Origin of the sequence: Acinetobacter sp. 1566109, from assembly GCF_000582255.1 — a bacterium.
GTDB lineage: Bacteria > Pseudomonadota > Gammaproteobacteria > Pseudomonadales > Moraxellaceae > Acinetobacter > Acinetobacter nosocomialis.
On the sequence record NZ_JEYB01000012.1, the window covers coordinates 12,289 to 25,698 of the forward strand.

Annotated in this window: 12 protein-coding genes and 3 tRNA genes; 11 read left to right on the forward strand and 4 right to left on the reverse strand. The window is 41.3% G+C overall.

Annotated elements, in window-relative coordinates:
* Positions 1–38 precede the first annotated feature (38 nt).
* Both rlmB and J582_RS11370 read left to right on the forward strand, forming a co-directional pair.
* The gene (gene rlmB / locus J582_RS11365; RefSeq protein WP_004883555.1) at positions 39–788 is read left to right on the forward strand and encodes a 23S rRNA (guanosine(2251)-2'-O)-methyltransferase RlmB; all 750 of its coding nucleotides are present in this window, start codon (positions 39–41) and stop codon (positions 786–788) included.
* Between the two features lie 35 nt (positions 789–823).
* On the forward strand, positions 824–1,738 hold the full coding sequence (locus J582_RS11370) for a DMT family transporter (protein WP_031955876.1): 915 nt from the start codon (positions 824–826) through the stop codon (positions 1,736–1,738).
* Here the strand turns inward: J582_RS11370 and coaE are convergent.
* From coaE to pilB, 4 genes are read right to left on the reverse strand one after another with little or no spacing between them, the layout of a single operon-like run.
* Positions 1,735–2,331 (reverse strand): dephospho-CoA kinase, encoded by a 597-nt coding sequence (gene coaE / locus J582_RS11375; RefSeq protein WP_032047901.1) that lies wholly within the window; start codon positions 2,329–2,331, stop codon positions 1,735–1,737. The genes J582_RS11370 and coaE overlap by 4 nt on opposite strands.
* 1 nt (position 2,332) lies before the next feature.
* The gene (locus J582_RS27480) at positions 2,333–3,193 is read right to left on the reverse strand and encodes a prepilin peptidase (protein WP_032047902.1); all 861 of its coding nucleotides are present in this window, start codon (positions 3,191–3,193) and stop codon (positions 2,333–2,335) included.
* On the reverse strand, positions 3,193–4,419 hold the full coding sequence (locus J582_RS11385; RefSeq protein WP_032047904.1) for a type II secretion system F family protein: 1,227 nt from the start codon (positions 4,417–4,419) through the stop codon (positions 3,193–3,195). The genes J582_RS27480 and J582_RS11385 overlap by 1 nt, the downstream gene beginning before the upstream one ends.
* A 27-nt stretch (positions 4,420–4,446) precedes the next feature.
* A complete protein-coding gene (gene pilB / locus J582_RS11390; protein WP_004710829.1) occupies positions 4,447–6,159 on the reverse strand; it encodes a type IV-A pilus assembly ATPase PilB in 1,713 nt (570 codons plus the stop codon).
* A gap of 290 nt (positions 6,160–6,449) precedes the next feature.
* Between pilB and tpiA the strand changes: the two genes are divergently transcribed.
* The 9 genes from tpiA (at position 6,450) to J582_RS11435 (ending at position 13,380) form a co-directional block, all read left to right on the forward strand.
* On the forward strand, positions 6,450–7,244 hold the full coding sequence (gene tpiA / locus J582_RS11395) for a triose-phosphate isomerase (RefSeq protein ID WP_032047906.1): 795 nt from the start codon (positions 6,450–6,452) through the stop codon (positions 7,242–7,244).
* A 12-nt stretch (positions 7,245–7,256) separates the two neighbouring features.
* Positions 7,257–7,586: a preprotein translocase subunit SecG gene (gene secG / locus J582_RS11400; protein WP_002156913.1), complete on the forward strand. Its 330-nt coding sequence runs from the start codon at positions 7,257–7,259 to the stop codon at positions 7,584–7,586.
* A 56-nt stretch (positions 7,587–7,642) separates the two neighbouring features.
* A tRNA-Leu gene (locus J582_RS11405) sits at positions 7,643–7,727 on the forward strand.
* Positions 7,728–7,765: 38 nt separating this feature from the next.
* A tRNA-Met gene (locus tag J582_RS11410) sits at positions 7,766–7,842 on the forward strand.
* 88 nt (positions 7,843–7,930) lie between these two features.
* Positions 7,931–8,007, forward strand: a tRNA-Met gene (locus J582_RS11415).
* Between the two features lie 215 nt (positions 8,008–8,222).
* On the forward strand, positions 8,223–8,747 hold the full coding sequence (rimP, locus tag J582_RS11420) for a ribosome maturation factor RimP (protein ID WP_002157009.1): 525 nt from the start codon (positions 8,223–8,225) through the stop codon (positions 8,745–8,747).
* A gap of 37 nt (positions 8,748–8,784) precedes the next feature.
* On the forward strand, positions 8,785–10,269 hold the full coding sequence (nusA, locus tag J582_RS11425; protein ID WP_002156952.1) for a transcription termination factor NusA: 1,485 nt from the start codon (positions 8,785–8,787) through the stop codon (positions 10,267–10,269).
* Between the two features lie 10 nt (positions 10,270–10,279).
* Positions 10,280–12,979, forward strand: coding sequence for a translation initiation factor IF-2 (gene infB / locus J582_RS11430; protein WP_002156968.1), 2,700 nt, complete (start codon positions 10,280–10,282; stop codon positions 12,977–12,979).
* Entirely contained in the window at positions 12,979–13,380 is a 402-nt protein-coding gene (locus tag J582_RS11435) for a ribosome-binding factor A (protein WP_002157043.1), read from the forward strand. The genes infB and J582_RS11435 overlap by 1 nt, the downstream gene beginning before the upstream one ends.
* Positions 13,381–13,410 lie beyond the last annotated feature (30 nt).

Consider the following 13,410-nt stretch of genomic DNA (forward strand, 5'->3'; position numbering starts at 1 on the left):
ATTTTTATTTTTTGCTCAAACGTTGTTAGAGGTCATGCATGGCAAAACCGGAATATTATTATGGCGTTCACTCAGTGGAGTCATTGTTAGAACTTGAGCCGGAGCGTGTGCTGACCTTGTTTACATTGAAGGGGCGCGATGATCAACGTTTACAAAAGATTTTGCAATTGGCTGAGCCTTTTGGAATTAGCATACAAAAAGCAAGCCGTGAAAGTCTTGAGAAGCTTGCAGGCTTACCATTCCACCAAGGTGTAGTTGCAGCAGTACGTCCGCATCCGACGTTAAATGAAAAAGATCTCGATCAGATTTTGGCTGAAACTCCAGATGCCTTATTGCTGGCATTAGATCAGGTGACAGACCCGCATAACTTAGGGGCTTGTATTCGTACAGCCGCTGCAATGGGTGTTCAAGCAGTCATTGTTCCTCGTGATCGCTCAGCAAGTTTAACTCCAACTGCTCGTAAAGTCGCAGCGGGCGGGGCTGAAAAAGTTAAATTCATTCAAGTGACTAATTTGGCTCGTACTTTAGCGCATCTTAAAGATACAACTCACGTACGTGTGATTGGTACAATGCTTGATGAAAGTGCTTTACCTATTCAAAAATGTGATTTCTCTGGTCCAGTTGTCATTGTTATGGGTGCAGAAGACACAGGTTTACGTCCAATTACTCAGGCACAGTGTGATCATAAAGTTTATATCCCGATGTCTGGGAATTTACAGAGCCTAAATGTGAGTGTGGCAACAGGTATGGCACTTTATGAGGCTTGCCGTCAGCGTTCTGAGGTATAATTTAGCTGCCTTTCTCGTTTTAAAGCAGTCTAAATATGTCTCCCCGTAAGCAAGGTTATTTTTTTGTATTGGTGACCATGTGCATTTGGGGCGGGTTTACGCTTTTTGCCCGTTTAAATGCACAATGGCACATCAGTGCTTGGGATATTGCTGCACTGCGCTTCGCTATTGCTTTTCTAATTTTGATGCCTATCTTAATTTATAAAAAAGATCTCGCTTTTTTATGGAGTAAGCATGCGGTTATTTTGGCGCTCATTGGTGGAGTCATCTATTGTCTCACTGTCTATACTGCGTTTCTTTATGCGCCAGCTGCACATGCCGCAATATTTTTAAATGGTTGTATCCCCATCTGTACAGCTATAGCTGCCTATATTCTATTTAGACAACCATTTGATAAACATACATGGGTGAGTCTGGCAATTATGATCACTGCCTTGGCCCTCATGAGTGCATTAATGCTACAAAGTAGTACCTCTGCTTTTGGAATTGGCGATTTACTTCTGTTTATCAGTGCAATTTGGTGGGGAATTTTTACTGTACTACTTAAACAGTGGAAACTCTCTGCTTGGCACTCTATGGCAAGCGTCGCGATTTGGTCTGCAATTATTTATTTGCCGATTTACCTATTATTCTTACCTAAACATTTTATGGATGTAGATCCTGTACATTTGGCTGTACAAGGCATTTTCCATGGCGTGTTTGTCGTTATTATTGCAACATTGACCTATGTTGCTGCTATTCAGCGTCTTGGCGCATTTAAAACGGGAAGTATTGTAACTTTGGCGCCGTTTATTGCTGCTATTTTAGCTGTACCCTTACTTGGTGAATCATTAAGCCCATCAATTGTTGTGGGCTTGGTTGGTATGGGGATAGGCGCTTTACAGCCTTGGCGCTGGTTTAGACAAGATAGCCTGACACAAAAGATTAAGCAGCAAAATACACAAAATTAGTTTGCACGCTTCAAATAGCTTTGATGTAAAGGCTCTAATTGCTGATATAAATGTTCGAGTAATCCGTCGTTAAACACGATGTCATTGGCAAGCTCACGTTTTCGTTCGCGTGGCATTTGTGCAGCAATGATTTTCTGGATTTGTTCTTGGTTTTGCCCATCGCGCTGGCTTGCACGCTGAATTTGAGTTTGTTCACTCGCATCAATTAGTAGCGTGTGATTGACTAGTTCATGTTGATTTGTTTCAAACAATAATGGCGAAACTAAAATTACATAAGGACTTTTAGGATTTTGTAGCTGTTGAATAATCGATTGACGGATTGCAGGGTGGGTAATTTGCTCGAGTGTATGACGCGCTTGTGGATTTTGGAAAATATATTCGCGTAAGGCACGGCGGTCTAAACTACCATCGGGTTGAAGTATCCAGTCTCCAAAAGTTTGCTGAATTTTTTGAAGGGCAGGTTGGCCCTTTTCAACTACTTCGCGAGCAACAATATCGGCATCGACGACTTGGATTCCTTGGGATTCAAACCATTGTGTTGCAGCTGATTTACCACTGCCTATACCACCTGTGATTCCCAGAATAAAAGCCATCTTAACCTCCCAAATAAATTTTCATAATCTGATCACCCCATAAAAAGGCAACCCAACCTGCAATGGCAATATATGGCCCAAACGCAAAAGGCTGATTGTCATTTCTTAACTTTAATAAGATGATGCCAATGATTGCACCCAATAAAGACGACAATAACACAATTAACGGCAGCATCAATGGCCCCATCCATGCACCTAATGCTGCAAGCAATTTAAAGTCGCCGTAGCCCATACCTTCTTTGCCAGTAATTACTTTAAATAAGTAATAGACAATCCAAAGACATAGAAAACCAATGAGGTAACCCCAAATGGCCGAGTTGGGTGAGGTGTAGATATTAAAGGTGTTAATGCCTAAACCAAGCGCAGCTAAAGGTAGAGTAAAGCGATCAGGCAATAATTGTGTATCGAAATCAATAAAGGTAAGTGCTATCAGTACCCATGTGAGGACCAGTCCAAAAAGCATTTGTATAGTTGGACCAAACACCATAACCACCACCAATGAACATAGCATGGTAAGTAGCTCGATGGCTGGATAGCGAATGCTAATCGGGTGCTGGCAATGACCACATTTTCCTCTTAACACTAGCCAGCTTATGAGTGGGATATTTTGATACCAACGGATGGGTTGATGGCATGCAGGGCATGATGAAGCAGGCTTACTTAAAGTTAGCTTCTCATGATCAATAATGGGTTGCTCAGGATTGAGTAACATTCGGCATTCTTGCTGCCAATCTTGCTCCATCATTCTTGGTGTGCGGTAAATCACTACATTAAGAAAGCTACCGATACATAGGCTCACGAGTGCAACAGCAATATAAAGTGCAGTTAAGTTTTGAATAAAATACGCAATGATGTCTTGCATTATATAACTGAGCCCATTTGGAAAATTGGAAGATACATAGCAATTACCAGACCGCCTACGAGTACCCCTAAAATTGCCATAATTAAAGGTTCCATCATAGAAGTTAAACCATCAACGGCATTATCCACTTCATTTTCATAGTAAGTGGCAACTTTATCGAGCATGCTGTCTAGTGCACCCGATTCTTCACCAATTGCAACCATTTGTATAGCCATAGATGGAAAACGATTAGATACTCGCATAGCAAATTGAAGTTGTTGACCGGTTGCCACATCTTCACGAATTTTCATCACAGCTTGCTCATAAATGACATTATTTGTTGCGCCTGCAGTCGACTCTAGTGCATCAATAAGCGGGACACCTGCGGCAAATGTTGTAGCAAGCGTGCGGCTATAACGGGCAATAATTGCTTTATAAACCAGATCTCCGAAAATAGGTAACTTAAGCGCCAGTTTATCTAAGCCATCACGAAACTTTTTACTACGTTTTTTTGCTTCTAAAAACGCAGCAATAAATACACCAATCGCAATAATCATAATGAACCAGTATTCCTGCATCCATTTCGACATATTCACGACCATTTGTGTGAATGCTGGTAATTCTGCGCCGAAAGAAGCAAATAAATCCTGAAAAACGGGGACTACTTTAACCATCAAAATAATAGTCACCACAATGGCTACCACAATAACTGTTGCAGGGTATTTCATTGCTTTCTTAATTTTTTGCTTGAGCAACTCACTTTTTTCTTTATAAATTGCAACGCGGTCCAACATCGTTTCGAGTGCACCTGATTGTTCACCAGATTCAACAAGTGAACAAAACAAGTTATCAAAATGTTGAGGGTACTTTTTTAAAGCTGAGGCAAAGGTACTACCACCTTCAACTTCACTTTTAATACCGAGGACAACCTCTCGCATGGCAGGGTTTTCTAAACCTTCTGCTACAATTTCAAAGCCTTGTACTAGAGGTACACCAGCTTTCATCATGGTCGCCAGTTGTCGGGTAAAAATCGTAATATCGAGTGTGGTGACTTTTTTCTTAAATAAACCTTCAAGAATATTTTTACGTTTTTCACGTATAGTTCGAACAGTCACCCCTTGTTTGCGTAAGGTTACTTTGGCTAAAGCCATATTTTTAGCCGGAAGTTCTCCTTTAATTTTTACGCCCTTACGGTCAACCCCTTCATAAGCAAAAGTCGGCATCATTTGTGCCTTTTTGACAGCCATTAGATTATCCTTATTTTAAATAGTGTCTTATTCACTGGTTACACGGTTAACTTCTTGTAAAGAGGTCACCCCTTGCATCACCTTTTTTAAACCTGAACGACGTAGATTATTAAACCCCAATTTTTCAGAAGCAGCCGCGATTTCTAAAGCGTTGCCATCTTCCATAATAATCTTGGAAATTTCAGGTGTAACTTTCATTACCTCATAAATACCGACACGGCCTTTATAACCTTCACGACATTCAGGACAGCCCACGGGTTGAAAAACCCGAAAATCTGGATGTGCTAAATCTTGTTCGGTAAAGCCCATTTCTAATAAGCTTTGTTTAGGAATATCAGCAGGTATTTTACATTGAGAACAAAGACGACGTGCTAAACGCTGTGCAATCACTAGATTTACCGATGTTGCAATATTAAAAGAAGGAACCCCCATATTACGTAGACGGGTCAATGTTTCCGGAGCACTATTGGTATGTAGTGTTGACATCACCATGTGGCCGGTTTGAGCAGCCTTAATCGCAATTTCTGCTGTTTCCAAGTCACGAATCTCACCCACCATAATAATGTCAGGGTCTTGACGTAAAAAAGACTTAAGAGCAGCTGCAAACGTTAAACCCACTTTAGGATTGACGTTAACCTGATTAATACCTTCTAAGTTAATTTCCACTGGATCTTCGGCAGTAGAAATATTGGAACTTTCAGTATTTAGAATATTTAAGCCTGTATATAAAGATACAGTTTTACCCGAGCCTGTTGGTCCAGTAATCAAAAGCATACCTTGTGGTTTATCTAAAGCTTCCATAAATAAAGCTTTTTGTTCTTCTTCGTAGCCTAATGCATCAATGCCTAGCATTGCGCTTGATGGGTCAAGAATACGTAGAACTAACTTTTCACCAAACAAGGTAGGGAGCGAGTTCACACGGAAATCAATTGCTTTGGTCTTTGATAGTTTAAGTTTGATACGACCATCTTGTGGGACGCGTTTTTCAGAAATGTCCATTTGAGACATTACTTTTAAGCGTGATGCCAAACGGTTTGCAAGTTGTAAAGGCGGATTGGCAATTTGACGTAACACACCATCGACACGATAACGTACCCGATATGACTTTTCATAAGGCTCAAAATGTAAATCTGACGCGCCCATACGAATGGCATCAATAAGCAACTTATTAATATATTTAACAATAGGAGCTTCATCACCTTGAGGTGTTTCTTCTTCATCTTCTTGAGTGGTAGGACCATCAAGGCTGACGTCAAGATCAAACTCTTCATCATTAAAGTCAAAGCTGCTTTCTTCTGCAAAATGCTGGCCTAAAACTTTTTCCAGCTTATGATGCTCGACAATAACAGGTTCAACCAGCAATTTACTGTTAAAACGGATTGCATCGATTGCTTCAATATTGCTTGGGTTGCTGGTCGCGACATATAGAATTTGTCCTCTTTGAATGAGCGGCAAAATTCGATGTTTTAAAATCAGTTTTTGATCGACCAGATCTTTAGGAATCTGAGATGTGTCATAAACATCTAGATCAAAATATGGTTCAGCAAACTCCGCAGAAATGGTTTCAGCCAATAAAGAAGGGGAGAGATGTACCTCTTCAATTAAATATGCGACTGTATCCTGCTTGGCTCTCTTTGCTGCATCTAATGCATTTTGCATGGTCGCTGCCGACACATGCTTTTCTTCGACTAAACGCCGAAAAAACCCCGTAAATTTTGGAGATGTATGTAATACTGACATCTGCCTGCCTATGCTAATGTGTTTATAATTGGTATATGAAAAATTATACTTTTGTTATGTAAAATTACTACCTTATAAAGTGTTGCTCTAGTCTTACTCGAGCTATTAAAGCTTGAACTAGTCGAAGTTTTTAAAGATTAATTTTTAGAATGTTTAACTTCGAATGGCTATAAAGTTTTTCTTAATTTCAAAGAGAAGAAAAGATATAAGTAATCCCTTTAAAGAAAAGTATCTGAAATTTGTATAAATGCGTGTAGAATGTGCTGCATTTTTGATGAAAGGTGAGCAGTATGTCGGGTTCGACGATTACGCCTTGGGTAGTTGGCAACTGGAAAATGAATCCAATGCGTGCTAACGCCAACCAACTTATAGAAGAATTTAAACAATTATTGCAACAAAACCAAATTGCAGATGAAAGCTGCCATGTGGGCGTTGCCCCTGTTTCTATTGCACTTACAACAGTACAGGCGCAATTGCAGGATGCTGCAAGAAAGGTATATACAGTTGCGCAAGATGTATCGCGTATTGCAGGTACAGGTGCTTATACTGGCGAAGTTAGTGCAGAATTATTAAAAGATAGCCAAATTAATTTCGTATTGGTCGGACACTCTGAACGCCGTGATATTTTTGGCGATAACGTTGAAATTTTGAAGGCGAAACTCCAAAATGCATTAAATGCGGGCTTGACTGTCATTTATTGTGTGGGCGAAAGTCTTGAACAGCGTGAACAAGGGCAGGCAGAGCAAGTTGTTTTACAACAAATTTGTGATATTGCACCTGTAGTGACTGCTGAACAGTGGCAAAACCAAGTCGTAATTGCTTATGAGCCGATTTGGGCAATTGGTACTGGTAAAACAGCTTCACCACAAGATGCGCAAGCAATGCACGCTAAAATTCGTGAAGGCTTATGCCAGCTTACTTCAGCGGGTTCAAGTATTGCTATTTTATATGGTGGTAGTGTAAAAGCTGAAAATGCTGTTGAATTAGCTGCATGTCCAGATATTAATGGTGCGTTGGTGGGTGGTGCTTCATTAAATGCAGCATCTTTTTATCAAATTGTACAAGCCTTCGCGCAAAGCAAATAACGAGGATAGGGTATGCACTCTTTTGTACTTGTTGTACATATTATTTTAGCTGTACTGATGATTGCATTGATTTTAGTGCAACATGGTAAAGGCGCAGATGCTGGTGCTTCTTTTGGTGGTGGCGGTGCAGCAACTGTATTTGGTGCATCTGGTTCGGGTAACTTCCTTACTCGCCTGACTGCTGTTTTAACTGCATTGTTCTTTGTAACGAGTTTGACTCTTGCTGTTTTTGCGAAAAAACAGACTACAGAGGCATATAGTTTGAAAACTGTACAAACAACAGCACCAGCTCAAACAACATCGCCTGAAACTTCACCAAATGCACCAAAAACGGGTCAATAATTCGAAATAGGGCTTTCCTTTTGCAGTTGGAAGGAATAGAATGCGTCCCACAAGCTGCGGTGGTGGTGGAATTGGTAGACACGCTACCTTGAGGTGGTAGTGCCTTCGGGCGTGGGGGTTCAAGTCCCCCCTTCCGCACCAACTTTGAACCAGAAAGTTGAGTGCAAGCAGTTTATTGATGCGGGATGGAGCAGTCTGGTAGCTCGTCGGGCTCATAACCCGAAGGTCGTTGGTTCAAATCCAGCTCCCGCTACCAATTTGATTAAGGTGCAACTTAATCAAGCGAATATTGTAAAGTTTACATTGACTTTTTTCGATATTTGTATATAATTTTTGCACGTTGATGCGGGATGGAGCAGTCTGGTAGCTCGTCGGGCTCATAACCCGAAGGTCGTTGGTTCAAATCCAGCTCCCGCTACCAAGTTTCTTAAAAGAGGCTCACAGACAGGTGGGCCTTTTTGCACAGTGGACTATTGTTTTCTGTGCTACATAGGGGCGATTAACGCCCTTTTTTATTGGTTATCGTATCGCTATCGTGTAGTGTCGACATCAATTGGTCAAATAGTCATGCTTCACTATAGTAGGTCTGTGTCGGTTAAAACAACCGATTGAATCGCACGAGAATGACGAGAGTAAATGAAATTATCAAATAAATCCCAAGCATTGTATGACATGATTGCTCCAGCAGTGCAGGCATGTGGTGTTGACCTGTGGGGAATCGAATTCCTTCCACAAGGTAAACGTTCATTATTGCGTATTTATATCGATAGACCGGTTGATGAAAACGCTGAACCAGTGATTAATGAAGATGGTGAAGTAGAACAAGGTCGTGGTATTGGCGTACAAGATTGTGTACGTGTTACACAACAAGTCGGCGCGATGTTGGATGTTCATGATCCGATTTCAGGTGAATATTCTTTAGAAGTTTCTTCACCAGGTTGGGATCGCCCATTTTTTCAACTTGAACAGTTGCAAAGCTATATTGGACAACAAGTTGCTTTGCGTTTAATTGCAGCAGTAGAAAATCGCCGTAAATTTCAAGCAAAACTCCTTGCTGTAGACCTTGAAAATGAAGAGATTAAGGTTGAAGTTGAAGGAAAGCATGTGCTTGATATCGACAGCAACAATATCGATAAAGCAAACTTGATCTATCAAGATTAAATTTATTTAAATTATATAAGAAATCGGTAGGTGACTTATGGGCCGCGAAATTCTTACCGTTGTAGAAACGGTTAGTAATGAAAAAGGTGTTAGTCGTGAAGCGATCTTCGAGGCTTTAGAACAAGCTCTAGTTGCTGCAACGAAGAAAAGATTTTACGAAGGTACGCATGCTGAAGAAGCTCAGCTTCGTGTAGAGATTGATCGTAAAACTGGTGATTACCGTACATTCCGTCAATGGACTGTAGTGGCGGATGAAGATCACGAAATGCCAGCTTGCCAAGATGCGATCTCTGATGTTGATCCATCGAAATGGTCAATTGGTGATGTACGTGAACTTGAAGTTGAATCTATCGAGTTTGGCCGTATTGCTGCGCAAATTGCAAAACAGGTTATCGTACAAAAAATCCGTGAAGCTGAGCGTGCTTTAGTTGCTGATGCATACGAATCTAAAGTGGGTGAGTTAATCTACGGTGAAGTGAAAAAACAAACCAAAGATGGTTTCATCATTGATTTAGGCGACAACGCAGAAGCTTATCTTGCTCGCGAAGAAATGATTCCTAAAGAAATTCTTCGTCCAAAGCAACGTGTAAACGCTATCTTATATAATGTTAACCGTGAAGGCCGCGGCGCTCAGTTATTGTTATCACGCGCTAAGCCTGAAATGTTAATCGCTTTAATGAAAAAAGAAATTCCTGAAATTTCTGAAGAGATTATCGAAATTAAAGCAGCGGCACGCCAACCAGGTGTCCGTGCTAAAATTGCAGTTAAAACAAATGATCACCGTATCGACCCTGTAGGTGCATGTATTGGTATGCGTGGTACGCGTATTCAAGCTGTACAGCAGGAGTTAAACGGTGAACGTATTGATGTAGTGGTTTGGTCTGATGATCCAGCTCAATACATTGCTAGCGCATTAGAACCAGCTGATGTTTCAGGCATCGTGCTTGATGAAGATGCAAGAAGTGCCGATATTATTTTTGCAACCAGCGATCAATTAGCTCGTGCGATTGGCTCACAAGGTCAAAACGTTCGCTTAGCTTCTGATTTAACTGGCTACAAACTCGACATGATGCTTGAAGAAGAGTATCGTGCTCGTCAGCAAAATGAAGCTCAACAATATCTCGACATGTTTGTATCACGTTTAGATATTGAAGAAGATTTAGCAATGGCATTGGTAGAAATGGGCTTTACTTCTTTAGAAGAGATTGCTTATGTTCCTGCTGAAACTTTTGACGAAATTGAGCTTGATGCTGAATTGGTTGAGTTATTGCAAAGTCGTGCAAAAGAAGCAGCCCTTACTGATGCTTTGAAACAGCAAGAAAATATTCAAGAACCGAGCGCAGACCTTCTCACAATGGAAGGCATGACTTCTGAGATCGCTTACTCGCTTGCCGCTCGCGGTATTATTACCGTGGATGATTTGGCAGATCAGGCTACTGACGATATCTCTGATATTGAAGGTCTTGATCATGAAAAAGCAGGTCAATTGATCATGAAAGCTCGCGAATCATGGTTTAACTAGGAGATGAAATATGACGGACAAGTCGATTAAAGAGTTAGCTCTCAGTGTAGGACGTCCTGTTGAGAAGCTCCTAGAACAGGCTCGCGAAGCAGGTTTGCCTCAACGTACAGCAGACGACATTATTACCACTGAACAACAGGACACTTTAGTCAATCATTTGAAAAAAGTGCATGGTCAGGAAAGTGGTAACACAGGAAAAATTGCGTTGAAACGTAAAACAACCAGTACCGCTAAAGTTGCAAGTACTTCAGGTAAAGCAAAAACAATTAACGTAGAAGTACGTAAAAAACAGGTTTTTGCTAAACCAAACCCAGAACAAATTGCAGCAGAAGCTAAAGCGCGTGCAGAAGCGGAAGCTAAAGCACGTGCAGATCAACAAGCGCGTGAAACTGCAGAGCAAAAAGCGCGTCTTCAAACAGAGCAAAAAGCAAAAGCAACTTTAGATGCAATGCGTGCTGCTCATCAACAAGATAGCGCTGCACAGTCAGCTCCTAAAGCTGCCGTTGTAGTGAAAAAACGTGGTGGTGGTACAGTAAAACCTGCACCAAAACCAGCAGAAACATTAGAGCAAAAGAAAGCGCGTGAAGCTCAAACAGCTCAGTTAAAAGCAACTGAAGAAGCTGCACGTCGTAAAGCGGCTGAAGAAGCTCAGCAACGTACGCTTGAACAAATGCGCAAAATGGCATCTAAGTACTCAAATGACGATGCTACTACCACAATTCGTGTAATTGATGATTCTCCACTTGCTTCAGGTCTTGTCGGCCAAGCGTATGAAGATTCATTTAAGCAAGAAGACCGTGAAATTAAACGCGGTGGCGCAACTACTAACCCGCGTGCGGGTAAGAAAGGTGGTCGTCGTGGTCAAGAAGAGCAAAGCTTCGTTAACCATAACAAACGTGGTTTAAAATCAAGCCAAGCAAACAAGCATGGATTTGAAAAGCCAGTTAAAAAGCAAGTCTATGACGTAGAAATCGGTTCAAGTATTGTTGTTGCCGATCTTGCTCAAAAGATGGCGATTAAAGTACGTGAAGTTATCAAAACACTTATGAAAATGGGTGAGTTGGTTAATCAAGATCAAGCTATTGACCAAGATACAGCTGCACTCGTTGTAGAAGAAATGGGACACAACCCTGTTCTAGTTTCTGATACACAGGCGGAAGATAACTTGCTTGAAGCGGCTGAAGAAGCACGTGGTGAGCAAACAACTCGTCCACCAGTTGTTACGATTATGGGTCACGTTGACCATGGTAAAACATCATTGCTTGACCGTATCCGTCGTTCGAAAGTTGCGGCTGGTGAAGCAGGTGGTATTACCCAGCACATTGGTGCGTATCACGTTGAAACAGACAAAGGGATTATTACATTCCTTGATACACCGGGACATGCTGCGTTTACTTCAATGCGTGCACGTGGTGCTAAAGCAACAGATATCGTGGTATTGGTTGTTGCGGCAGATGACGGTGTAATGCCACAAACTGCAGAAGCAATTGACCATGCACGTGCAGCAGGGACTCCAATTATTGTTGCAATCAACAAAATGGATAAAGAATCTGCTGATCCAGACCGTGTGTTAAATGAATTAACAACGAAACAAATCGTTCCAGAAGAATGGGGTGGTGATGTTCCGATTGCTAAAGTTTCAGCACATACTGGACAAGGTATTGATGAACTTCTTGATTTAATTCTTATTCAATCAGAATTGATGGAATTAAAAGCATCTGCTGAAGGTGCTGCGCAAGGTGTTGTTATTGAAGCGCGTGTTGATAAAGGCCGTGGTGCAGTAACTTCTATTCTTGTTCAAAACGGTACATTAAACATTGGTGACCTTGTTCTTGCAGGTTCATCTTATGGTCGTGTCCGTGCAATGTCTGATGAAAACGGTAAGCCAATTAAATCAGCAGGACCATCTATTCCGGTAGAAATTCTGGGTCTTCCAGATGCTCCAATGGCAGGTGACGAAGTTCTTGTTGTAAATGACGAGAAAAAAGCACGTGAAGTTGCCGATGCTCGTGCTGACCGTGAACGTCAAAAACGTATTGAGCGTCAAAGTGCAATGCGTCTTGAAAATATCATGTCGTCAATGGGCAAAAAAGATGTTCCTACAGTGAACGTTGTTTTAAGAACTGACGTACGTGGTACTTTAGAAGCATTGAATGCAGCTTTATATGAACTCTCTACTGATGAAGTAAAAGTTCGTGTAATTAGTTCTGGTGTTGGTGCGATTACTGAATCTGATGTAATTCTTGCTGAATCTTCAGAAGCAGTATTGTTAGGCTTCAATGTTCGTGCTGATACAGCTGCGCGTCAGAGAAGTGACCAAGACGGTATCGATATTCGTTACTACAGCATCATCTATGAATTGATTGATGATGTGAAAGATGCCATGAGCGGTAAACTTGCTCCTGAACACCGTGAAACAATCTTGGGTGTTGCTGAAGTACGTGAAGTATTCCACTCAAGTAAGTTTGGTGCAGCAGCAGGCTGTATGGTACTTGAAGGTACATTACACCGTAATAAACCGATTCGCGTATTACGTGATGACGTGGTTGTGTTCCAAGGTGAACTTGAATCATTACGTCGTTATAAAGATGTAGTTGATGAAGTTCGTGCTGGTATGGAATGTGGTCTTGCGGTTAAAGGTTATAAAGACATCAAAGTACAAGATAAGATCGAAGTATATGATGTTCAATTGATTAAACGGAGTCTTTAATGGCGGGTAGCCAACGCTTAAAGCGAATGGCGGATTCAGTACAGCGTGAGCTGTCTGATCTAATCCGTCAGGAGTTAAAAGATCCGCGTCTGGGTGGTCTAGTGACCATCTCAGCCGTGAAAGTCAGTGCGGATATGGGATACGCTGAAGTTTACGTTACTGTTATGGGGCGTGAGCTAGGTGATGAGCAGAGTGAAGCAGCAAATAAAGAAACTTTAGATGTATTAAATAAAGCTTCTGGTTTCTTGCGTCATGAACTCAGTCGTCGTATCAAAACACGTATTACGCCTCGCTTACGTTTCCATTACGATAAGACGAATGCATATGGTAATTATATGTTTGGTCTTATTGAAAAAGCGGTACAAGATTTACCGGAACGTAAGTCAGATGACGAAGAGTAATTTATACTCAAAATAAAAAAGCCACCTTTG

Coding starts and splice junctions, on each gene's coding strand:
- secG (WP_002156913.1), top strand. CDS start 7,257: ATGCACTCTTTTGTACTTGTTGTACATATTATTTTAGCTGTACTGATG.
- infB (WP_002156968.1), top strand. CDS start 10,280: ATGACGGACAAGTCGATTAAAGAGTTAGCTCTCAGTGTAGGACGTCCT.
- coaE (WP_032047901.1), bottom strand. CDS start 2,331: ATGGCTTTTATTCTGGGAATCACAGGTGGTATAGGCAGTGGTAAATCA.
- pilB (WP_004710829.1), bottom strand. CDS start 6,159: ATGTCAGTATTACATACATCTCCAAAATTTACGGGGTTTTTTCGGCGT.
- nusA (WP_002156952.1), top strand. CDS start 8,785: ATGGGCCGCGAAATTCTTACCGTTGTAGAAACGGTTAGTAATGAAAAA.
- J582_RS11370 (WP_031955876.1), top strand. CDS start 824: ATGTCTCCCCGTAAGCAAGGTTATTTTTTTGTATTGGTGACCATGTGC.
- J582_RS27480 (WP_032047902.1), bottom strand. CDS start 3,193: ATGCAAGACATCATTGCGTATTTTATTCAAAACTTAACTGCACTTTAT.
- J582_RS11435 (WP_002157043.1), top strand. CDS start 12,979: ATGGCGGGTAGCCAACGCTTAAAGCGAATGGCGGATTCAGTACAGCGT.
- rlmB (WP_004883555.1), top strand. CDS start 39: ATGGCAAAACCGGAATATTATTATGGCGTTCACTCAGTGGAGTCATTG.
- tpiA (WP_032047906.1), top strand. CDS start 6,450: ATGTCGGGTTCGACGATTACGCCTTGGGTAGTTGGCAACTGGAAAATG.
- rimP (WP_002157009.1), top strand. CDS start 8,223: ATGAAATTATCAAATAAATCCCAAGCATTGTATGACATGATTGCTCCA.
- J582_RS11385 (WP_032047904.1), bottom strand. CDS start 4,419: ATGGCTGTCAAAAAGGCACAAATGATGCCGACTTTTGCTTATGAAGGG.